Source organism: Pectinatus brassicae, from assembly GCF_014201835.1.
In the GTDB taxonomy this organism is placed as follows: Bacteria; Bacillota; Negativicutes; order Selenomonadales; family Selenomonadaceae; genus Pectinatus; species Pectinatus brassicae.
Window position 1 is genome coordinate 48415 of record NZ_JACHFH010000014.1, and the last position, 21681, is coordinate 70095.

Genomic DNA, 21681 nt, shown 5'->3' on the forward strand with positions numbered 1-21681 from the left:
GATAAGGGAAATAATAGATGATTGATAAAAAATTGCTGCAAGAATTACAGCCGTATCGGCGAAAAATATATATTATCACTGCAATGAATATAATGAGGGCAGTCGCTGTTATCATACGCTGTTATCTGTTAGCAGACATTATTGATAAAATGTTATTTTCACGAATAAATTTAAGAACAGCAGGGCCATTTTTGGTACTGCTGTTTTTTTCTTTTACCGTAGAAATATTATTTAGTACAGGAATACGGCTGTTAACACATAATATATCAGCAGCAATAAGAAGCAGTCTGCGCCGCCGGATTATTGACCGGCTTATTGGAAGCAGCCCGTTAGCTGCTGTATATAAGACGGACATATTGCAGCTGGCAACTAAGGGGATAGACTCCTTTGATGCTTATTACTCGCGGTTTTTACCGCAACTATTAACAACTGTATGCATACCCGTATTTATTATTATTACAGCTTTTTATAGTGACTTAATTTCGGGCATAGTATTTTTGCTGACATTGCCGCTTATTCCTTTTTTCATGATATTGATAGGAAAAAGGGCACAAGCTGAAAATAAGCAGCAATGGGAAGCATTGACAAGGCTTAGTAATAAGTTTATGGAAATGCTTTCAGGTATAAGTGTAATAAAAATATATAATCAAATTACTGAGCAGTTAAAACAGTTGACGCAGACCGGCAATGAATTTTCTCAGGCAGTATTAAAGGTTTTGCGCATAGCATTTTTGTCGGCATTTTTCCTGGAGTTAATAGCAACTTTAAGTATTGCCGTGATTGCCGTTAATATAGGACTGAGGCTTTTGGCTGGTCATGCGGTATTTTTGCCGGCGTTTTTTATGCTGCTGTTGGCACCGGAATTTTATAAGCCATTGCGCCAGACTGGCAGTATGTTTCATGATGCTATGGGAGCATTGACTAATGCTGCACCCGTTTATACGGCAATCAGCACTATTACTGAAAAAGCTATTATCCCTAAGTTATCTATAGTTACAGCACCACAGATTATTTTGGAAAATATCAGTATGAGTTATAGCGAAAGTAGGGGAAAAGCACTTGATAATATAAGTATGGATTTTCCAGCAGGAAAAATAACAGCATTGGTAGGTGCAAGTGGTGCTGGCAAATCGACAGTATTATCATTGCTGTTGGGTTTTATAAAACCAACGGCAGGACGGATATTGGCTGGTGATCAGGACATAAATAATTATTCAGTAGCAAGCTGGCAGAATAATATTGCCTATATGCCGCAAAATCCCCATATATTTGCGGCCAGTCTGCGGGAAAACATTTGTCTGGGCCGCACTATAACAGAGGAACAGCTGCAATTAGTAGTAAAGCAGGCACAGTTAGCGGAATTAGTGCAAAAATTGCCGGAAGGTATTGATACTGTTATCGGAAACGGCGGCATAGCTTTAAGTATTGGGCAGGTAAGAAGAGTGGCTTTAGCACGTGTGTTTTTAGCGGACGCACCAATACTATTGCTTGATGAACCATTGGAAGGGCTGGATGTAAAAACAGAGGCTGTTGTACAGAAGACCATGCAAAAATTAGTACAAAATAAGACGGTAATAGTAATAGCCCACCGTTTGTACTCGCTGCAAAATGCTGCAAAAATTTATGTATTAAATAATGGCTGTGTAGTCGAGCAGGGTAGTATTAAAGAACTACTGGAGAGTAAGGGTTTTTATTATAAAATGCAGCAGATAACAGGAGGTGCATTGCAGTGAAAATAAATTTATGGACATTAGCAGCACCTGTTAAATATTATATTGCAGCGGCAATTATAACGGGATTTTTCTGTAATTTGTCAGTAATAGGACTTATGGCAGCTGCGGCCTATCTTATAATTAATGCAGCACTGCAGGTACCGCTGTATCAATTGTCATTGGCGATAACTGCTGTGCGGGCCTGTGGTATTTTACGGGCTGTTTTTCGTTATGCCGAACGTTATATATCACATAATGCGGCCTTTTTAATATGGCAGAGGCTGCGTTTGGCTGTTTATAAAAATATTATGATGGCATTGCCGTTTGCGCAGGAAAATATGCATGACGGCGATATATTTATGGCTGTTATTGAGTCGCTTGATGAATTGCGTGATGCGGTACTAAGATTGCTGTTGCCACCGCTTACGGCTGGGTTAATGACAATGGCTTTATTTGCCTTTATTTTGCCGTACAGCATATTGGCAGCTATTATTTTAGCGGCAGGTTTTTTAATTATTATTATAATAATTCCCTATTGTTTTTATAAACACAATAATAGCAGCAAATCATCATTACAGGCGGAATTATGGGAATTTATTGCTGGTGCCCGTGAATTGAAATTATTTGATTATGCAGAAAAACGTCGTCAGCAGGCCTATAAAAAAATAAATGAACGAACTATAGCCGAAAATCATTTATTTACTTTTTCTCTTTGGGCCGAAACATTGGCGCAAATTATCGCTGCGGTGGTGATTGTCAGTATACTGGCATTGTTTATTTTGGTAATGCCGCAAATAACGGCAACGCAGTCAGCTGTTTTGTTGTTGGCGATAATTGCAGCCATGGAAATAATTGTGCCGCTGGCAGCTATCGGTCAACAATTGGAGATAGCCCAAATGGCATTAAAACGACTTGATAAATTATTGCAGCCGCAAAATACGGCGCTGCCTCCGGCTCAAAAAGAATTGATTAATACCAATGAAATTATAGCAGCAAAAAATATAGTGTTTTCGTTTAAACAGCATCGGTTATTTAAAAATATGAATTTTGCTATCGAGAAAAATAAAAAAACAGCGCTGCTGGGGGGCAGTGGCAGCGGTAAAAGTACACTGGTAAATATTTTACTGCGGTTATTAGCTTATGAAGAGGGCACGCTTTTTTATGAGCAGCAGGCATATTCTCAAATAACGCCTGAACAGATAAGAAATAAGATACGGGTAGCATTGCAGGACCAGTATATTTTTGCTATGACAATAAGAGAAAATTTTAAATTACTATATCCGGCGATAAGCGACAAAGAGATCTACGCAGCGCTGGAAAAGGCTGAATTAGCGGACTTTATAATGAACAGCCCAGCCCAACTAGATCTCTATACAGGCAGCAGGGGCTGTTATTTATCAGGCGGCCAAAGTAAAAGATTGTCAATTGCCCTAGCCTTAGCGGCTAAAAGTGATATGCTTATATTAGACGAACCGACAGCAGGACTTGATGCATTGACGGCACATGAGATTATGGAAACAATCATGAACTTAACAGATAAAACGGTGCTGATAATAACACATGACTTAAGTGCAGTGGAAAAATTTGATAAAATAATAATATTACAGGCAGGCGAAATAATTGAAGAGGGGACGCCGGCAGACTTAATTAAACGGCAGGGGCACTTGGTGGATATGCTCAATTACCGCAGTATTATATAAAGTGGCTTGACCAGAAAAACAACGGATACTATAATAGGCACGAAGGTATTATGCTTAAGAATGGAGAATATTTATGCCACAAAATAAAATAAAAGTATTAACGAGCATGTCGATGCTTGCAGCATTATCATTAGTCATGGTAGCAATAATTAATTTTCCGCTGATACCAGCAGCGCCCTACCTCAAGTATGATCCAGCCGATATTCCTATTTTGATTGGAACTTTTTTATTCGGAACGACAGCTGGCCTGATGCTTACAGCTATAACAGTAATTTTGCAGGGATTGCTTATAAGTACGGATGGCGGGCCTATCGGTATTATTATGCATTTTATGGCAACAGGTAGTTTTGTATTGGTGGCGGGACTTATCTATCATCGCAGCCGTACTAAACGGGCCGCGCAGACAGCATTGTTTTGCGGCAGCATAACGATGACAGTAGTTATGATAGCTTTTAATCTGCTGCTGACACCGTTGTTTTTAGGTGCACCCTTGACGAAAGTAATTGAAATGCTCTTGCCAATTATTATTCCGTTTAATTTGGTTAAGGCAGGGATTAATTCTATTTTGACATGGTTCGTTTATAAGCCTGTTAGTAAATTTGTGCATAAGTTATAAAATTGACCGTATTTTGTTTAACATGAAATACGGTTTTTTATTTTGTAATAGGATAAATTAAAAAAAGGGACAGCTGTCCTTTTTTTTATAAAATGATTTATTTAATATAAAGATGTTGTTTGGAAAAAATAAAATTTTCTTTAAATTCAAAAATAGAAAGTAGGACAAACAAAATGAAAATGGATGAAATATTAAAACATGTTGATCATACCTTATTAAAGGCTGATGCGGCATGGACAGAAATTGAGCAGTTATGTGATGAGGCTGTTGAATATAAAACGGCATCAGTTTGTATTCCTCCTTCATATGTTCAAAGAGTCAAAGAGAAATATGGTGATAAGTTAACAATATGTACCGTTATCGGCTTTCCTTTGGGCTATGCCTGTACAGGAGCAAAAATTGCTGAAGCAAAACAGGCTATAGACGATGGAGCTGTTGAAATTGATATGGTAATTAACTTAGGTGACGTTAAAAATAATGATTACGAAAAAATTACAGCAGAAATAAAAGCTATTAAGAAAAATATCGGTGAAAAAATTCTTAAAGTTATTATTGAAACATGTTATTTAGAGGAGCAAGAGAAAATAAAATTATGCCAATGTGTAACAGAGGGGAATGCCGACTATATTAAGACTTCTACGGGATTTGGCTCAGCTGGAGCCAAAATAGAAGATATTAAATTATTTAAACAGTATATTGGTGAAAACGTAAAAATAAAAGCAGCTGGTGGCATTCACAGCAAGGAAGAATTTACGGCATTTTTGCAGGCGGGATGTACTCGTATTGGTGCCAGCAGTGCTGTTAAATTAATTAAACCGCTGTATAAATAATAGCCATAGGGGGGATAATAAATGTTTTTCTTTATTGATTGTTTGGGGATTATGGTATTTTTACTTATAGCAGTATTATTTTCTAAGCAGAGGAAGCAAATTGATTGGCGGTCGGTTGGTATGCTGATTATACTAAATATTTTTATAGCGTGGTTTTTGACAACATTTTCTATTGGTCGTGAAGTAGTAAAAGCGGCAGCTGCTGGTTTTACTTGGCTGCTATCTGTTGCCTATACCGGAATAGGCTTTGCTTTTTCGGATTGGGTAAAAGTACCGCAAATGGACTTTTTTACATCAGCCTTATTGCCAATTTTATTGGTGGTACCATTGTTTGATTTACTTACCTATATTGGCTTTTTACCATTTATAATCAAATGGATAGGAAAAATATTAGCTATTATCAGCAGACAGCCTAAATTTGAATCATTTTTTGCAATTGAGATGATGTTTTTAGGAAATACGGAGGCTTTAGCTGTATCCAAACATCAGCTGCAGGCGATGAAGGGACAACGTAATTTAACATTGGCAATGATGTCAATGAGCTGCGTTACAGCATCATTAATTGGTGTGTATACAACGATGATGCCGGCAGAATTTATTTTAACAGCTATACCACTTAATGTAATAAATGCGCTGTTAGTAACGAGTATTTTGAATCCAGTTATTATAGAGTCTAAAGAAGATATAGTAGCATCAATAGGCAGTAATGAAGAAAATGGTACTAAGGGTAAAAAAGAGCCATTATTTTCATTTTTGGGCAATTCCATTATTGGGGCCGGACGATTGATATTGATAATTGCAGCTAATGTTATTGCTTTTGTAGCATTAGCTGCATTAATAGATAAAGTATTAGGATCAATTTATCCGCAGCTCAGTTTGGAACATATATTAGGTATTATTATGTATCCGTTTGCTTGGCTATTGGGATTAGATACCCATGAGGCCTTTGCTTTTGCCCAGTATATGGGAACTAAAATAGTTACGAATGAATTTGTGGTAATGCTTAATGTTGGACCGCATTTATCTGAATATAGCCGTCATTTACAGGGGACTTTAACAATATTTATTACATCATTTGCTAACTTTTCAACCATCGGTATGATTATTGGCTGTTTTAAATCATTAGTTATTACAGAAAAAAACGAGCTGATTTCTTCTAATGTAAGTTATTTACTGCTTTCGGGAATATTAGTATCTTTATTATCGGCAGGAATTGGCGGTTTGTTTATATGGTAAATAAAAACAACAAACAGCTTATAGTTATAAGCTGTTTTGCAGAAAAATTTGTAAATTAGCGAATTGTATTGATGTAATATATATTTTGCCATGAAACAATGATAAGCAGTCTGCTGCTTTAAATTTAGCCAGACAGCGATTAACTGTTTTGACACTGGTACCAAGCTCGTCAGCAATCTGCTGGCGTCGTTTATTTAAATAAAAGAAGCCGTTATCTTGTGGTGCTTGATAGTGACGCAATAGGTAGTGCAGTAATTTTTCTTTGCTGGACATAAATTTTATTGTGCCATTTTCATTAGAAGTAGGATACATTTTTTTGGCGACGAGATGCGCCATTAATACAGCAAAAGATGAATCATGTTCTAACCATAATAGGAAGGTATTATTATCCATATAAAGAACAGAACAAGTGGTAAGTGCCTGCACAGTGGCAGCATAATTTTTTTGTACGGCTAAGCATTCAACTTCACCAATAAAACTGGGAGATTTGCATTGAGCAAAGGTAAAACGCTGACCGTTAATGAACTCATTGCTGACAGTTACTGTTCCATCGAGCAGGAGGTATACACGATTGGCAGTATAACCTTTTATGACAATATCTTCGCCGGCAGCAATATGTTTTTCTATCATTTTAGTACGTAAAAATTGCGGAATTGTAGGAATCGCATCCAGATCGCTGATAATAGCCATCTCCTTTATTGGGGTCAGATATACTTAATATTAACAAATAGCATAAGTAAAAACAACAAGACATGTGTCCTTTTCATTTTTGCTATTAATGTTGTATTATTAAAGAGAAATATTAATTTTAAGAAAGAGGGAATTATTATGAGTTTACATATCGAAGCAAAAGTGGGAGATATAGCTGAAAGTATTTTATTGCCGGGAGATCCATTGCGAGCTAAGTATATTGCTGAGAATTTTTTGCAGGATGCTAAATGCTATAATAGCATTCGCAACATATTTGGCTATACAGGTACTTATAAAGGGAAAAAAGTTTCAGTACAGGGAACTGGTATGGGAATTCCTTCTATATCAATATATGTAAATGAACTTATTAATGAATATGGTGTAAAAAAATTATTTCGTGTAGGAACCTGCGGGGCAATGCGTGAGGATGTACATGTGCGCGATGTCGTTATTGCTCAAGGAACAACGACAGATTCCGGTATAATAAAAAGCATTTTTGGCAGCAGCATAAATTATGCTCCTTTAGCTGATTTTGAGCTGTTACACAAAGCTTATGAAATATCTAAGCAAAGTGATATGGCTGTTAAAATTGGCAATGTGATATCAGAAGATCGTTTTTATAATGATGAAATCGATAGAAAAAAATTAACTGATTATGGAATTTTAGCCGTAGAAATGGAAGCGGCTGCTTTATATACATTGGCAGCTCGTTATAATGTGCAGGCGTTAGCTATATTTACAGTCAGCAATCATTTGCTTACTGGTGAAGAAACAACTGCTAAGGCACGTGAAACTTCGTTTAACGATATGATAAAAATTGCTCTTGATACAGCAATAGCAGATTAATACATGGAGTAGATATATTTGGCAAGCAAAAATTTATTAAAAAAGGAAATAATAGCAGGTATAACGGCATTTTTTGCTATATCCTATATTATTATAGTCAATCCTTTGATTTTAGCAGATTCCGGTATTCCTATGCAATTGAGTATTTTCGCTACAATATTTATTTCAATTATTGGCTGTCTGGCCGTAGGCTGTTGGGCAGATGCGCCGATTGTATTAGCACCGGGGATGGGGGTTAATGCCTTTTTTACTTATACTATTGTAAAAAATATGGGATTTTCCTGGCAGCAAGGATTGACAGTATCATTATTCGCCGGAATAGTATTCGCACTGATTGCCTGCACGCATTTATCGGACAGGCTGCTGCAGGTTATCCCAGCATCATTAAAATATGGTATTACTGCGGGTATTGGATTATTTCTGGTAGAAATTGGTTTGGAAAAAGGCAGCTTGATAGAAACTGGACACAATACTATTATTGAGCTGGCATCATTGCAAAATCCGGCAGCGTTATTGACAATTTTAGGTTTGATTTTAAGTCTTGTTTTATATTTGCGTAAAATTGATGGCGGTTTTTTTATAGCGATTGTAGCTATTAGTTTTATTGGTTACTACTGGAATATTACGGATAAGACAGTGCTGAATATAAGTATTGCTAACATTAGTGATTATCGGCAATTATTATTTCAGCCTGATTTTACGGTAATGGGAGAAGCTAAGTTTTGGCTGGCGGTATTTTCTATGAGCATGATATTGATTTTTGATACGATAGGAATATTAGAAGGCATATTGCCTAATAAAGATAGACTGAAAAAAGCTTTTGCTGTTTTATCATTAGTGACAATTATTTCCAGTTTGCTGGGTACCTGTCCGACAGTAGCAGCAGCAGAAAGCGCTGCGGGAATTGCCGCAGGTGCCCGCCGGGGCATTATGGCTATTACAGCCGGCTGTTTATTTGCCATAGCGTTATTTTTTATTCCATTGCTGTCCTATGTATCAGCATCAGCAATTGCACCAGTTATCATAATTACTGGCGCAATGATGATGCAGCAATTGCAGTATGTGGAGTTTAATGATTTTACAGAATGGTTTCCCGTTTTTTTGTTAGTTGTAATGATACCGCTTTCTGGCAGTATTTCTACCGGTTTGGCTTTCGGCTTTATCGTTTATCCATTTATGAAAATTTGTATAGGTAAGGCTAAAACAATAAATCCCATAGTATATGGTTTAGGAATATTGTTTTTTATAGATTTATTTTTTAGTGCTTATAAAATATTTTAAAGATAGGGAGAGTTATTATGGCTATAAAAAGGGTTTATACGATTGTGCTGGACAGCTATGGTATTGGTGCCCAGCCTGATGCGGCTGAATTTGGCGATAATGATTGCAATACATTGCGCTCTATTGTATCGTCGCCGCTATATGATACACCTAATATGAAAAAAATCGGGCTTTTTAATATTGATGATGTTGATTATAAAACAAGTGAAGCACAGCCTACAGGCAGCTTTGCTCGTTTACAGGAAAGATCGCGTGGTAAAGATACAACAACAGGGCATTGGGAAATTGCTGGTATTGTTTCCGAGCATCCATTACCGACTTATCCCCAAGGTTTTCCCCAGTCTGTGATTAACGAACTCGAACAGGCCTTTAATCGGAAGATACTTTGCAATAAGACTTATTCTGGTACACAGGTAATTGAAGATTATGGACAAGAGCATATGAAAACTGGTTCACTTATTGTTTATACATCAGCAGATAGTGTCTTACAGATTGCTGCCCATGAAGATATTGTACCGGTAGAGCAATTATATGAATATTGCCGAATGGCACGAAAAATAATGTCTGGCGAACATGCTGTGGGCAGGATTATTGCTCGTCCATTTGTTGGGACATATCCTGATTTTAAACGTACAGCGCGCCGTCATGACTTTTCGTTGCAGCCGCCAGCAGAAACAATGCTCGATGTCTTGCATAAAAATAATTTAGCGACTATTGGTGTTGGTAAGATTTCTGATATTTTTGCTGCTTGTGGTATTAGTAAACATATAGGAATAACCGGTAATGAAGATGGTATGGATAAAACCATTGCTACATTAGATGATGATTTTACCGGATTGTGTTTCGTTAATCTAGTTGATTTTGATATGCAATATGGTCATCGTCGTGATGTTGACGGCTATGCCCAAGCGGCAACTGTTTTTGATAAACAGCTTGGTGAGTTTATGGCTAAAATGAATGATGATGATATATTGATGATTACGGCCGATCATGGCTGTGATCCTAAGGCACCAGGGACAGATCACACCAGAGAATATACACCATTGCTTATTTGGGGTAAACAGATTAAGGCTGGTGTAAATTTAGGAACACGGAACAGCTTTGCTGATATAGCAGCTACAGTAATAGACATTTTTGATTTGGATTTAGCAACACAAGGTAAAAGTTTTCTTGAAAAAATAATGTAAGTAATTAATTGCTGCTATGGACTAATTATAACCATAGCAGCTAATAGCAATGATGTTTTAAATATTAATAAATGAGGCGAAATTATGCGAATATTTGATATTATTAACAAAAAGAAGCATGGCAAAGTTTTAACAGATACTGAAATAAAATATGTTGTCGATGGTTTTGTGCAGGGGGAAATTGCTGATTATCAAATGGCAGCAATGCTTATGGCAATTTGGTTTAAGGGTATGAATGATCATGAACTTGCTGTACTTACACAGGCAATGGCAAAGTCAGGTGATATGATTGATTTATCAGCAATTGCAGGAAAAAAAGTCGATAAACATAGTACTGGCGGTGTTGGCGATAAAACAACACTTATTATTGCGCCGATAGTTGCAGCCTGCGGGGGGAAAGTAGCTAAGATGTCCGGCCGTGGTTTGGGTCATACTGGTGGAACAATTGACAAGATGGAAGCAATTCCTGGCATGAAAACCGCTTTGGATAAGGAAGAATTTTTTGCTATTGTTAATAAATTAGGTGCGGCTGTAATTGGACAGACAGGAAATTTAGCACCAGCTGATAAAAAAATATATGCACTGCGTGATGTTACGGCAACAGTTGACAGTATACCACTTATAGCATCATCTATTATGAGTAAAAAATTGGCAGCAGGCAGTGACTGTATTTTACTGGATGTAAAAACTGGTAGCGGTGCTTTTATGAAAACGTTGGATGATTCGATAGAATTAGCGCAAAAAATGGTAAATATAGGTGAAAATTCCGGCAAGAAGACAGTAGCAATGATTACTGATATGGATGTACCATTGGGACATGCTATTGGTAATTCCTTGGAAATAATTGAAGTAGTAAAGACATTACAGGGACAAGGTCCGCAAGACCTTACCGAGGTTTGTCTGCAATTAGCGGCTAATATGCTGTATCTTATAGATAAAGGTAGTCTGGAGCATTGTCGGAAAATAGCGGAAAATTCCATTAAGGATGGCAGTGCCTTTAAGCGTTTTGTGGCGATGGTAGAGGCACAAGGCGGGGATACAACGGTCTTACTTGATACTGATAAATTTGTTTCAGCACCATATAAACAGGCTGTTATTGCTCAAAATGATGGGTACATAGTTAAAATGGATGCTGAAGAGTGTGGTGTTGTGTCGATGATATTAGGGGCAGGTCGTGAAACTAAGGACAGTATCATTGATTTTTCAGCGGGTATCATTATCAATAAAAAATATGGCGATTTTGTCAAGAAAGGCGATGAATTAGCTATATTATATACATCTAAGCAGGCCGCTTTGCCAGAGGCACAACGTTTGTATAATGAAGCAATAGTAATTGGCAAAGAAAAACCAGTTGATATACCATTAGTTTTTGCCCGTGTAGAAAAAGATAAAGTAGAAAAATTTTAAGGGGATAAATGCTGATATGTTAGAAGAAAAATTACTGGAAGCAGCTAAGAACGCCAGATTGTTATCGTATAGCCCTTATTCAAAATTTAAAGTTGGTGCAGCTGTTTTAACTAAAAATGGTAAAATATACAGTGGCTGCAATATTGAAAATGCTTCTTATGGAATTACTAATTGTGCTGAACGTACAGCAATATTTAAGGCAGTATCTGAAGGGGAAAGAGATTTGACGGCATTGGTTGTTGTTGCTGATACCGAGGGACCTGTATCACCTTGTGGAGCATGCCGTCAGGTAATAGCAGAATTTAAGATAGATACAGTCATTATGGCAAATTTGCATAATGAGATAAAAACAGTAACATGGCAGGAATTATTACCATATTCTTTTAGTGATGCAGATATGAAATAAAAAAACAGCCATTATAAAATCAATTCCTATTTGGTTTTATAATGGCTGTTTTTTACTGTGATTTTGTATGAAGGAAAAAGGATAATAATTTATTAAATTTTAAATTGTAGAGGATGATTGCTAATAATATCAATACAATGCCCCATATTTGAGATAAGTAGACAGTTTCACCTAGTACAGACATTGACATAATGATAGCAATAGGAAGCTCCGATGCGGTTAACAGCGAACCAAAACCGATACCAACATGCGGCATGCCAATCGAAAATAGAAAGGGTGGCAGGGCAACACCAAAAAAACCAAGCAGAAAACCATAAGGAGCAATTTGCAGTAATAAGGTTGAATCAATAACAATAGTAGGCGGATAGATAATGCTGATTGTTATTAACCCTCCAGTGGCAATCAAGGCACTTTTTAAAAGAGGTGGGGCATTTTTTTTTATAGAGCTGCTTAAGAAAGAGAAGATGGTATAGGAAAAAGCAGCCAGCAGTCCCCAAATAGAACCAGCCATTGATATATTTTGTGGGGAAGAAATATTAGCCGCAAACATGGAGCCAAGTAAAAGAATGATAATTGATAAGATTTTTTGCAGTGAGGGAAGATGTTTATTAAATAAATAATCAAAGACACTGCCAATCCAGACGAATTGAAATAAAAATATAATAGCAAGCGACGCATTGAGTGTTTGTAATGATTGATAATAGAATATTCCGGTTAAGCCAAAGGGAGTACCTGTTAATAGTAATTTGCTGATTTGTTTAATGTTAAGAGCATGTTTTGCTGTCAGTAAATAAAAACACCAAATTAGGATAAAACCAAATAAATATTGGCTGATGGTGACCTGTTGAACAGTAAAGCCAGCTGTATATGCGAGTTTTACAAAGGTTGATAAGATGCCGTAACAACAGCCGCCTAAGAATACTGATAATGGATAATGTCGTGAGTTCATTAATAAAATTGCTCCTTATATAATTATTTGGATAAAATAAAACGCCACACAAATGCCAAAGGCAATTGTGTGGCGAAAATAGAATATTTCTAGAAAAATCCACATCCGAAAAGGTTTTAACTATAAAATTTTACATAATATATTAATTATAAGCTGCTGCGCATATCTTCCTGTGATTTATATTGATTTAAAGTAGCTGTATCAGAAGCAACGGCAGAGCCATTGTAATCATTGCTGCTTCGTTCATTCAAGATGTTTTGCGAGGTAGAGTTAGTCTGTTCAACTGTTTGTCCGGCAGCAGCTAGTGTGCTGTTGTCATCAGCAGAAGCACTATGTACGCCAAATAAATTTATATCAGATTTAGTCTGGATAAATAATTCAGTTCCAGCTGGTAAGTTAATATCTTTGCCATGAACGAATAAACCGCCAACAATGCCGATTGGTCCCAATAAAGCTATTCCGGCGATACTGGCACCAGCAGCCATTGCTTCTGATTTCATTTCCTCTTTGGCTTTGTCACCCAGTACGGTATCGACTAATGTACCATCAAAAGCCTGGGTTTTTTCAAAATCAATATCAATTTTGCCATCGCGGCCAAAATTTTTAGCAGTAGTTACTTTAGTCACATGTCCTTCGCCTAAAGCACCAGCGGCAAAAACAAGATTACCATTATAGACGACATTTTCAGCGACTTGATATTTTACTTCATCGCCCGCCTTCATGTTTTCAGAATTGACCGGAGTAACGAGTTTTATTTTTATTAAGGTATTGGCAGGTACTAGTGTATGACTTAACGGAATGGCTTGTTGTGAGCTGCCAAATGCTACTTTTCCCAAATCGAGCATGCGATTGTAAAAAGTACCTTCTTTAGGTTGTCCATAAAGTGTTGTTTCTAAGTCAGATAAACGTTGGTTTATTGGCTGCATTGATACTTTATTCATAAGAGACCATTCTACTCCGTTCATTTGAGCAATAGCAGAAGGTGCATAGTCATTATTAAAAATCTTATCATATAAATTATCAATACGTTTTACTAAGGTTGTAGATTGGCTGCGTCCATAATAATCATGCTCCAATTTATTTATGCGGTCGATGATGGCACCTGTTTGTGGTGTTCCATAAACAGCTTTTTCTACAGAGGATAATTTGTTTTGCAGAGCATTGCCGCTGTCAGCAGCATTGGCAGTGATAGCTGTACCGGTAGTTATGGACGAGTCGGCAAGAGCTAATGAGGCATTGGAAACAGCCAGTGATATACATAAAGCAGTGGAAAGTATTCTTAATTTTTTTTTGCTTGAGATTATCATTATGAAGCTCCTCTCTCATAAAAACATTTAAAATTAAACCATAATAACAGGCTGTTGATTTTTAAAATATACAGGAATTAAACCGGCTTCCTTTAAAAAGCAAACAGCATCCATAAATTTATAGCCAATGGCAGATTCAACATGGGCATCAGAGCCAATGGTGGCATATTGTCCGCCCATATCATGATAACGCTTATAAATAGGCAAAAGATGTTTAGGATTTATGTTATTGTCAAAGCGACGTGTATTTATTTCGGGGATAATATTATTATCTAAGGCACATTGCCATAGTTTGTCTATTTGCTGGGAAAATTCATCATAATAAAGATGAACATCATTATAAGGAGCTTTGCGGCAGATATAATCAATATGACCTAAAACATTGCCGAAAGAGTGCAAGTTCATTCCTTTTATAAGTGCTTCTAAATAAATACGATAAGCTGTTTGCTTATCTTTATTTTGATAATAATCATTATAATATAAATCATAATTTTCCAGGATATGCTGGGAGATTATTATCATATCAAAAGGCTGGTTAACGGCAAATTGCTGGCTTTGCTCAGCGGTAGTATCCTGCATGCCAATTTCTACGCCCAGTAAAACATTCTCATTATCACGATATTTTTTATAAGCAGAGAAATATTTTTGGCAGTCGAATTCGTATATATCATCACCGGGAAAATAAAAATCAATATGATCAGTGATTGTAATGCCGATATTTTGCTGTTTGGCAGCGGTAATAGCGGCTGTTAGCATCATATCAGAATCGGCAGAAAATGCTGTATGTATATGGCAGTCAAAAAAAATATTAATTACCTCCTTTTAGTTGGCGGTAGCTTCAATAAGGGCTTTGGCCAGCTGGTCAGGACAGGAAGTATTTTTACTGCCGCATTTTATACCGCTGAATTTATCAATAACAGTTTTAATATCCATGCCGTCAGTTATATTGCAGATGCCTTTTAAATTACCATCACAGCCCCCGATGAAAGATACATTTTTAACAGTACTGCCATCTAATTCAAAGTTAATTTGTTTGGAGCAAGTGCCGGATGTTTTATAAGAAAAATTGTTCATTAGTAGTCTCCTTAATATACAATAATAATTAAGTACCATTATAATCTAATAAATGATTTTTTTAAAGCCCTTGTAAATTTCTTATAAATATAGGACAATATAAATTGCAGAAATTTAATATAAATATAAGTTTATCAGATAAATTTCAACAATATGTGACATAATTATGATGGAATAAAATATATTAAGCGAAAATATTATAATATAATATTTTAAGGGAGAAGATTAGTTTGAAAATAGCAATGATTGGAACAGGTTATGTAGGGCTTGTCACCGGTACATGTTTCGCTGAAACCGGCAATGATGTTATTTGTGTAGATGTAAATGCTGAAAAAATAAATAAGTTAAAAGATGGTCATATTCCTATTTATGAACCAGGCTTGGCAGATATGGTTAAAAGCAATGTAAAAAAAGGCAATTTATCCTTTACGACAAATATAGAAGAAGCTTTGCAAAAAGTTAATATTTGTTTTATTGCTGTAGGGACACCGATGGGTGAGGATGGCAGTGCTGATTTGCAGTATGTATTGTCAGCAGCCCGTGATATTGGCCGTTATATGACACAGGATACATATGTAGTCGATAAATCAACAGTACCCGTGGGTACTGGTGAAAAAGTAAGGCAGGTTATAGCCGAAGAATTGGCAAAACGCAACAGCAAACTGCAATTTGATATTATATCTAATCCAGAATTTTTAAAAGAAGGCAATGCCTGTGCCGATTTTATGACACCGGACAGGGTCATTATTGGCTCGGAACAGCCTGATTCCATAGAAACGATGAAAGAGTTATATGAACCGTTTATTCGTTCCCGTGAAGTTTTTATTATAATGGATGTAAAAAGTGCTGAATTGGCTAAATACGCTGCAAATGCCATGCTGGCGACTAAAATATCATTTATAAATGAAATAGCCAATATTTCTGAGCGTGTTGGGGCTGATGTTAATAAAGTACGCAGAGGCATTGGCAGTGACAGCCGTATTGGTTACAGTTTTATAAATCCGGGCTGTGGCTATGGTGGTAGTTGTTTTCCTAAGGATGTACAGGCGTTGATTAAAACCAGCAGTGAATATGGCTATGAAGCCGAATTACTGCAGTCAGTAGAAAAAGTCAATTATGCACAAAAACATATATTAGCACAAAAAGTACAGAATATTTTTGGCAGCAATTTAGCAGGCAAAACATTTGCTATTTGGGGGCTGGCTTTTAAACCGGGAACTGATGATATGCGGGCAGCGCCATCAATTGAATTGATAAAAACCTTAGTTGGCAATGGTGCATCGATAAAGGCCTATGATCCTAAAGCTATGAAAATCGCGCAGCAGTATTATCTTAAAGATTTTGATAATATTATATACAGCAAAAATAAGTATGATGCCTTATATGAGGCTGATGCCTTGATTTTAGTTACAGAATGGAAGGAATTCCAAAGTCCTGATTTTATGGAAATAAAAGGCAGGCTTAAAGGTAATTATATTATTGATGGGCGTAATCAATATAAGGAAAAAATATTAGAAAAATTTGGTCTCGCTTATATACAAATGGGCGTAAAATAAGGAGAATTATATGATAAAAAAAGGCATTATTTTAGCAGGCGGTTCTGGTACAAGATTATATCCGTTGACGAGAGTTGTAAGCAAACAGTTGATGCCAATTTATGATAAGCCGATGATTTATTATCCATTAAGCACATTGATGTTGGCCGGAATCAAGGATATTCTTATTATTACAACACCGCAGGATAGTAAACTGTTTCAGGAGCTTTTAGGTGATGGCAGTCAGTGGGGAATATCGCTGCAATATGAAATTCAGCCGAGTCCTGATGGATTGGCGCAAGCTTTTATCATCGGTGAAAAATTTATTGCTGGTGAAGGCTGTGCATTGATTCTTGGTGATAATATTTTTTATGGTCATGATTTATCAGTTGCAACCAAAAGAGCAGTGAATAAAGAAGAAGGCGCTACAGTATTTGCCTATTATGTAAAAGATCCAGAGCGCTATGGTATCGTGGAATTTGATGAGGCGGGTAAAGCTGTAAGCCTTGAAGAAAAACCTAATATACCTAAATCAAATTATGCTGTAACTGGATTATATTTTTATGATAAAAATGTAGTTGAATATGCTAAATCGTTAAAACCTTCGGCTCGTGGGGAGTTAGAGATAACTGATTTAAATAAAATTTATTTGAATAATAGTCAGCTGCATGTGGAAACTATGGGACGCGGCTATGCTTGGCTTGATACGGGGACGCATGAATCATTATTACAGGCAGCTTCATTTGTGGAAACAGTACAGGATAGACAAGGGTTGAAGATAGCTTGTCCGGAAGAAATTGCTTATGGATTAGGCTATATAAATGAAAATGATGTTTTAAAATTAGCCCAGCCGCTGGCTAAAAATGAATATGGACAGTACTTGATGAATTTGATAAAAAATAAGTAAATTTTGATAAAGTTAATGGAGGAATTATCTCGTGAAAGTTTTAGCAACAGAATTACAAGATGCTTATATTATTGAGCCAAAAGTTTTTGGTGACAATCGCGGTTGGTTTATGGAAACATATTCTTATCGTGTATTGGAAGAACATGGTATAAAGGTTAATTTTGTTCAGGATAACCAGTCTTATTCAGCACCTAAGGGAACATTGCGTGGGCTGCACTTTCAAAATCCCCCGATGACTCAGGCTAAATTAGTGCGTTGTACACGTGGTGCAATGATGGATATAGCTGTTGATATTCGTAAAGGATCACCGACGTTTAAAAAATGGATTGCAGTGGAATTATCGGCGGAAAATAAACGTCAGCTCTATGTGCCACGTGGTTTTGCCCATGGTTTTGTGACTATTACTGATGATGTGGAAGTCATGTATAAGGCGGATAATTTTTATGCACCGGAAACAGAAGGCAGTATCATTTATAATGATCCTGATATCGGTGTTAATTGGGATGAATGGTGTCAGGGAGAATTCACATTTTCTGCTAAAGATAAAACAGCACCATGTTTTAAGGATTTTGTTACACCGTTTACTTATGGTGAATATTGATTAATTGATAGATAAGAAAGGTCAGGTGAAGGGATATTGGCAGTATCAGTGAGAATACCTGGGTCGTGTGGTGAGTTGGTACAAGGTGTAATTGATGACATGCCGTTTCTCGTTACTTGCCCTATAAATAGATTTGCGCGGGCAGAGGCAACGATTGCTGCTTCTGGAATGATAAATCCAGCTAAAACAAAAGCACAAAATGCTTTGATGAAGACGCGGATAAAATTAGGTATTGAAGAAAATATTAAGGTGAACTTATATTCAGAGCTGTTAGAAGGCAAGGGTATGTCATCGAGCAGTGCTGATATAGCGGCAGTATGCTATGCGACAGCCAGAAGCTGTAATAAAGTGATAAAAGACAATGAAGTGGCTCAAATTGCTGCTGATATTGAACCTACTGATGGTGTTTTTTGTCAGGGGATTGTTAAATTTAACCATATAAATGGTAAAATATTAAAATATTTGGGAGAACCACCACCGGTAAAAATTATTATTTTTGATTGTGGTGGCAGTGTTGATACGATTTTATTTAATCAGCGTAATGAACTGCCCGTTCTTAATAGGCAAAAAGAGAAAATGGTCAGGCAAGCATTTTCATTAGTTGAATATGGTATAGAATATAATGACGTTAAAGCGTTAGGCCAAGGATGTACCTTAAGCGCATTGGCCAATCAAGATATATTATATAAACCGCAGTTGGAAGAAATTTGGTCAATAGTACAGTCGTACGGTGCCGTCGGCATTAATATTGCTCATAGTGGTACTTTAATCGGAGTAATTTTTCCTATTGACAGTGAAAAAGATAAATTAAACAGCTGTATTGATAAAGTAAAAAAGAATTGTCAGGAAATTAAATTTTTAGGCATTTCACAGCTGATATCAGGCGGCTGTTTTTAAAATAGTATATAATAAAGCCATATACATAGATTAAGATTTCAAGAAGGAGGAAAAAGCATGCAGCAAGAGTATGAACATGGCGGTGCTGTTGATAAAATCAGCAGACAGACCGGTAAGGAAAATTTACTGGATTTTAGTGCTAATATAAATCCTAAGGGGCTTAGTAAATCTGTTAGACAAGCTATAGAAAATAATATAGATAACATTATTCATTATCCTGATGTTGAGATGATGGAATTAAAAAATAAAATAAGCTCATCATATGATATTGCCGCAGAAGATATTATTGTTGGCAATGGAGCTGTAGAATTAATATACATATTATGTCATGTACTGCAGCCAAAAAAAGTGTTGCTTACGGCACCTGCTTTTAGTGAATATGAAAGAGCGGCACAAAGTGTCAATGCCCAAATTACATATTGCAATTTACTGGAAAAAAACAATTTTGAATTATCGTTAGCATCCCTGATTGTGGCCTTAAAGGAGCAGGATATATTGTTTTTATGCAATCCTAATAATCCTACCGGAACATTGCTTGAAACGCAGGATCTGACAATGATTGTAGAACATGCCGAAGCCAATGGCTGCTTTGTGGTTATTGATGAATCATTTATGGACTTTATTGCTAATAGTGAGGAATTTTCGGCAAAGCCATTGTTAAAAAATAACCATAATTTATTTGTGCTCCATTCATTAACAAAATTCTTTGCATTGCCAGGCTTGCGTCTGGGATTTGGTGCCTGCCATGACAAAGAGGTAGTAAAACGAATGCAGCTTAGTAAAGACCCTTGGAATGTAAATGTATTAGCGCAAAAGGCAGGCTTAGCCGCACTTAACGATAATACATATCAAAGACGCAGCCGTAATTATATGCGCAGTGAAATAAATTATTTGTATGAAGAATTATTGCAGCAAAAAAAAATAAAAGTATATAAACCGTCGGTTAATTACATTCTTATCAATATTCAGGATAGTGGCATGACTGCAAGTGAATTTAAAGATAAGATGCTCGACAAGGGCATAATTATCAGGGATTGTTCCAATTATCCGGGGTTATCAGAATTTTTTATTCGTGTAGCAGTCAGAACACGCGATGAAAATGATGTGTTGCTCGAAGCAATCGAAGAAATTTTAAGTTAATTGCTATTATCTTTTGCTATTATCTATGATAACGCATAGTCAGTAGTAAAAGATAATATAAAAATATCAAAAATTAAGAAAATAATAAATTGAATAATTTATAAAAAATGCTATAATATTTATAAAAGGAAAAGGTTTACTATACAAATGACGCAATATTAGGAGGCAGTATAATGAGTATAGAAAAAAGTAGTTTTGGTACTACTAGTGAAGGTCAAAATGTAGAACTTTATACCATCAGCAATAAAAATGGCATGAAAGCAGCTATTTCTACTTTTGGTGGTGCTGTACAAAAAATAATTATTCCAGCCAAGGCTGGTGAAGTTGATGTTGTTTTAGGCTATGACGATGCTAAAGGTTATGAACAGCAGGATACATATATTGGGTCGTTGATTGGTCGTGTTGGCAACAGAATAGAAAAAGGTCATTTTTTTTTAAATGGTAAAGAGTATGATTTATACATAAATAATGGTAAAAATCATTTACATGGCGGTAAAACAGGTTTTGATAAGAAAATATGGCAGGCAAAAACAGTCCATGATAATGAAGTACAGCTTACTTATATCAGTCCTGATGGCGAAGAAAATTATCCGGGTGAGTTATCAGTTACCGTTAGCTATAAATTGACTGATTGCAACACTTTGGTTCTGGAATATTATGCCCGTACAACTAAAGACACATTATGCAATCTTACTAATCACAGCTATTTTAATTTGGCGGGCTACAATAGCGGTAATGTTGGGGAACAGACAGTACAGCTATTGGTTGATGAATATACAGCAGCCGACAGTGAATCGATACCGCATGGCGAAATATTATCGGTAAAGGGAACACCTTTTGATTTGCGTGAGGCAAAACCAATGCAGGCGGGCTGGGATGCACAATTTGCAACTATTCAGGAAGCTGGCGGTTATGACCATAATTTAGTCGTACCGGAATATAATGGCAATGTTAAAAAAGTTGCAGTAGCACATAGTGATAAGACGAATATTAGCATGAGTGTATTTACTGATTTACCAGGTTTTCAATTCTATTCCGGTAATTATCTCGACCCCAAGGTAAAAGGGAAAAACAATGTACCAATGGAAAGACGCTCTGGCTATTGTTTTGAAAGCCAATATTTTCCTAATGCAGTAAATATCCCAGAATTTGTTTCACCGATATTGCGCAAAGATAATGTTTATAAAACGACAACAGCATATCATTTTGATTTCTAACATAAAAGGGGCTGTGAAATAACGCCCTGATAATTAAAAAAGAGGTTCGTTAGCTCAGAAGAGCTGATGGACCTCTTTTTGTGGTAAAATTTTACGTACCAATGAAAAACATTACCCCTAATCATTTTAAAGTAAAACAGGCA

At 36.3% G+C, this 21681-nt stretch carries 21 protein-coding genes; 16 read left to right on the plus strand and 5 right to left on the minus strand.

All coding sequences use genetic code 11. The annotated features are described in order from the left end of the window. Positions 1-17 precede the first annotated feature (17 nt). From cydD to HNR32_RS06725, 5 genes are all read left to right on the plus strand, one after another. Entirely contained in the window at positions 18-1733 is a 1716-nt protein-coding gene (gene cydD, locus HNR32_RS06705) for a thiol reductant ABC exporter subunit CydD (protein ID WP_183860971.1), read from the plus strand. After that, positions 1730-3412 carry a thiol reductant ABC exporter subunit CydC gene (gene cydC, locus HNR32_RS06710; protein ID WP_183860973.1) on the plus strand — a complete coding sequence of 561 codons (1683 nt, stop codon included), beginning with the start codon at positions 1730-1732 and terminating at the stop codon, positions 3410-3412. Before cydD ends, cydC begins: the two co-directional genes overlap by 4 nt. 73 nt (positions 3413-3485) lie before the next feature. Beyond that, complete coding sequence (locus HNR32_RS06715; RefSeq protein ID WP_183860975.1) at positions 3486-4028, plus strand: ECF transporter S component; 543 nt, start codon at positions 3486-3488, stop codon at positions 4026-4028. A gap of 173 nt (positions 4029-4201) precedes the next feature. Continuing rightward, positions 4202-4858, plus strand: coding sequence for a deoxyribose-phosphate aldolase (gene deoC, locus HNR32_RS06720; protein WP_183860977.1), 657 nt, complete (start codon positions 4202-4204; stop codon positions 4856-4858). Between the two features lie 21 nt (positions 4859-4879). Then, positions 4880-6094, plus strand: coding sequence for a NupC/NupG family nucleoside CNT transporter (locus HNR32_RS06725; protein WP_183860979.1), 1215 nt, complete (start codon positions 4880-4882; stop codon positions 6092-6094). Positions 6095-6118: 24 nt separating this feature from the next. Here the strand turns inward: HNR32_RS06725 and HNR32_RS06730 are convergent, their stop codons facing one another. After that, entirely contained in the window at positions 6119-6784 is a 666-nt protein-coding gene (locus tag HNR32_RS06730) for a Crp/Fnr family transcriptional regulator (protein ID WP_183860981.1), read from the minus strand. A 138-nt stretch (positions 6785-6922) separates the two neighbouring features. On the opposite strand from HNR32_RS06730, the gene deoD reads away from it, so the two are divergent. The 5 genes from deoD (at position 6923) to HNR32_RS06755 (ending at position 11911) form a co-directional block, all read left to right on the plus strand. Beyond that, on the plus strand, positions 6923-7630 hold the full coding sequence (gene deoD / locus HNR32_RS06735; RefSeq protein ID WP_183860983.1) for a purine-nucleoside phosphorylase: 708 nt from the start codon (positions 6923-6925) through the stop codon (positions 7628-7630). A gap of 18 nt (positions 7631-7648) precedes the next feature. Next, the gene (locus tag HNR32_RS06740; RefSeq protein WP_183860985.1) at positions 7649-8911 is read left to right on the plus strand and encodes an NCS2 family permease; all 1263 of its coding nucleotides are present in this window, start codon (positions 7649-7651) and stop codon (positions 8909-8911) included. A gap of 14 nt (positions 8912-8925) precedes the next feature. Then, the gene (locus tag HNR32_RS06745; RefSeq protein ID WP_196611223.1) at positions 8926-10098 is read left to right on the plus strand and encodes a phosphopentomutase; all 1173 of its coding nucleotides are present in this window, start codon (positions 8926-8928) and stop codon (positions 10096-10098) included. An 84-nt stretch (positions 10099-10182) separates the two neighbouring features. Beyond that, positions 10183-11505: a pyrimidine-nucleoside phosphorylase gene (locus tag HNR32_RS06750; RefSeq protein ID WP_183860989.1), complete on the plus strand. Its 1323-nt coding sequence runs from the start codon at positions 10183-10185 to the stop codon at positions 11503-11505. Between the two features lie 16 nt (positions 11506-11521). Next, on the plus strand, positions 11522-11911 hold the full coding sequence (locus HNR32_RS06755; protein WP_183860991.1) for a cytidine deaminase: 390 nt from the start codon (positions 11522-11524) through the stop codon (positions 11909-11911). Positions 11912-11963: 52 nt separating this feature from the next. On the opposite strand, the gene HNR32_RS06760 is transcribed toward HNR32_RS06755, so the two are convergent. From HNR32_RS06760 to HNR32_RS06775, 4 genes are all read right to left on the minus strand, one after another. Then, on the minus strand, positions 11964-12860 hold the full coding sequence (locus HNR32_RS06760) for an EamA family transporter (protein WP_183860994.1): 897 nt from the start codon (positions 12858-12860) through the stop codon (positions 11964-11966). 146 nt (positions 12861-13006) lie between these two features. Then, positions 13007-14167 carry a hypothetical protein gene (locus HNR32_RS06765; RefSeq protein WP_183860996.1) on the minus strand — a complete coding sequence of 387 codons (1161 nt, stop codon included), beginning with the start codon at positions 14165-14167 and terminating at the stop codon, positions 13007-13009. A gap of 33 nt (positions 14168-14200) precedes the next feature. Next, positions 14201-14980, minus strand: coding sequence for a histidinol-phosphatase HisJ family protein (locus HNR32_RS06770; protein ID WP_311636548.1), 780 nt, complete (start codon positions 14978-14980; stop codon positions 14201-14203). Between the two features lie 9 nt (positions 14981-14989). Then, positions 14990-15241, minus strand: coding sequence for a TIGR03905 family TSCPD domain-containing protein (locus tag HNR32_RS06775; protein WP_183860998.1), 252 nt, complete (start codon positions 15239-15241; stop codon positions 14990-14992). A gap of 230 nt (positions 15242-15471) precedes the next feature. On the opposite strand from HNR32_RS06775, the gene HNR32_RS06780 reads away from it, so the two are divergent. From HNR32_RS06780 to HNR32_RS06805, 6 genes are all read left to right on the plus strand, one after another. Next, positions 15472-16797 (plus strand): UDP-glucose dehydrogenase family protein, encoded by a 1326-nt coding sequence (locus tag HNR32_RS06780; RefSeq protein ID WP_183861000.1) that lies wholly within the window; start codon positions 15472-15474, stop codon positions 16795-16797. A gap of 10 nt (positions 16798-16807) precedes the next feature. After that, on the plus strand, positions 16808-17683 hold the full coding sequence (gene rfbA / locus HNR32_RS06785; RefSeq protein ID WP_183861002.1) for a glucose-1-phosphate thymidylyltransferase RfbA: 876 nt from the start codon (positions 16808-16810) through the stop codon (positions 17681-17683). 31 nt (positions 17684-17714) lie between these two features. Beyond that, positions 17715-18284 carry a dTDP-4-dehydrorhamnose 3,5-epimerase gene (rfbC, locus tag HNR32_RS06790; protein WP_183861004.1) on the plus strand — a complete coding sequence of 190 codons (570 nt, stop codon included), beginning with the start codon at positions 17715-17717 and terminating at the stop codon, positions 18282-18284. A 36-nt stretch (positions 18285-18320) separates the two neighbouring features. Continuing rightward, positions 18321-19181: a GHMP family kinase ATP-binding protein gene (locus HNR32_RS06795; protein WP_183861006.1), complete on the plus strand. Its 861-nt coding sequence runs from the start codon at positions 18321-18323 to the stop codon at positions 19179-19181. A 57-nt stretch (positions 19182-19238) separates the two neighbouring features. Then, positions 19239-20321, plus strand: a complete 1083-nt coding sequence (cobD, locus tag HNR32_RS06800; protein ID WP_183861009.1) for a threonine-phosphate decarboxylase CobD — start codon at positions 19239-19241, stop codon at positions 20319-20321. 173 nt (positions 20322-20494) lie between these two features. After that, positions 20495-21538 (plus strand): aldose epimerase family protein, encoded by a 1044-nt coding sequence (locus HNR32_RS06805; RefSeq protein WP_183861011.1) that lies wholly within the window; start codon positions 20495-20497, stop codon positions 21536-21538. The last annotated feature ends 143 nt before the right edge of the window (positions 21539-21681 follow it).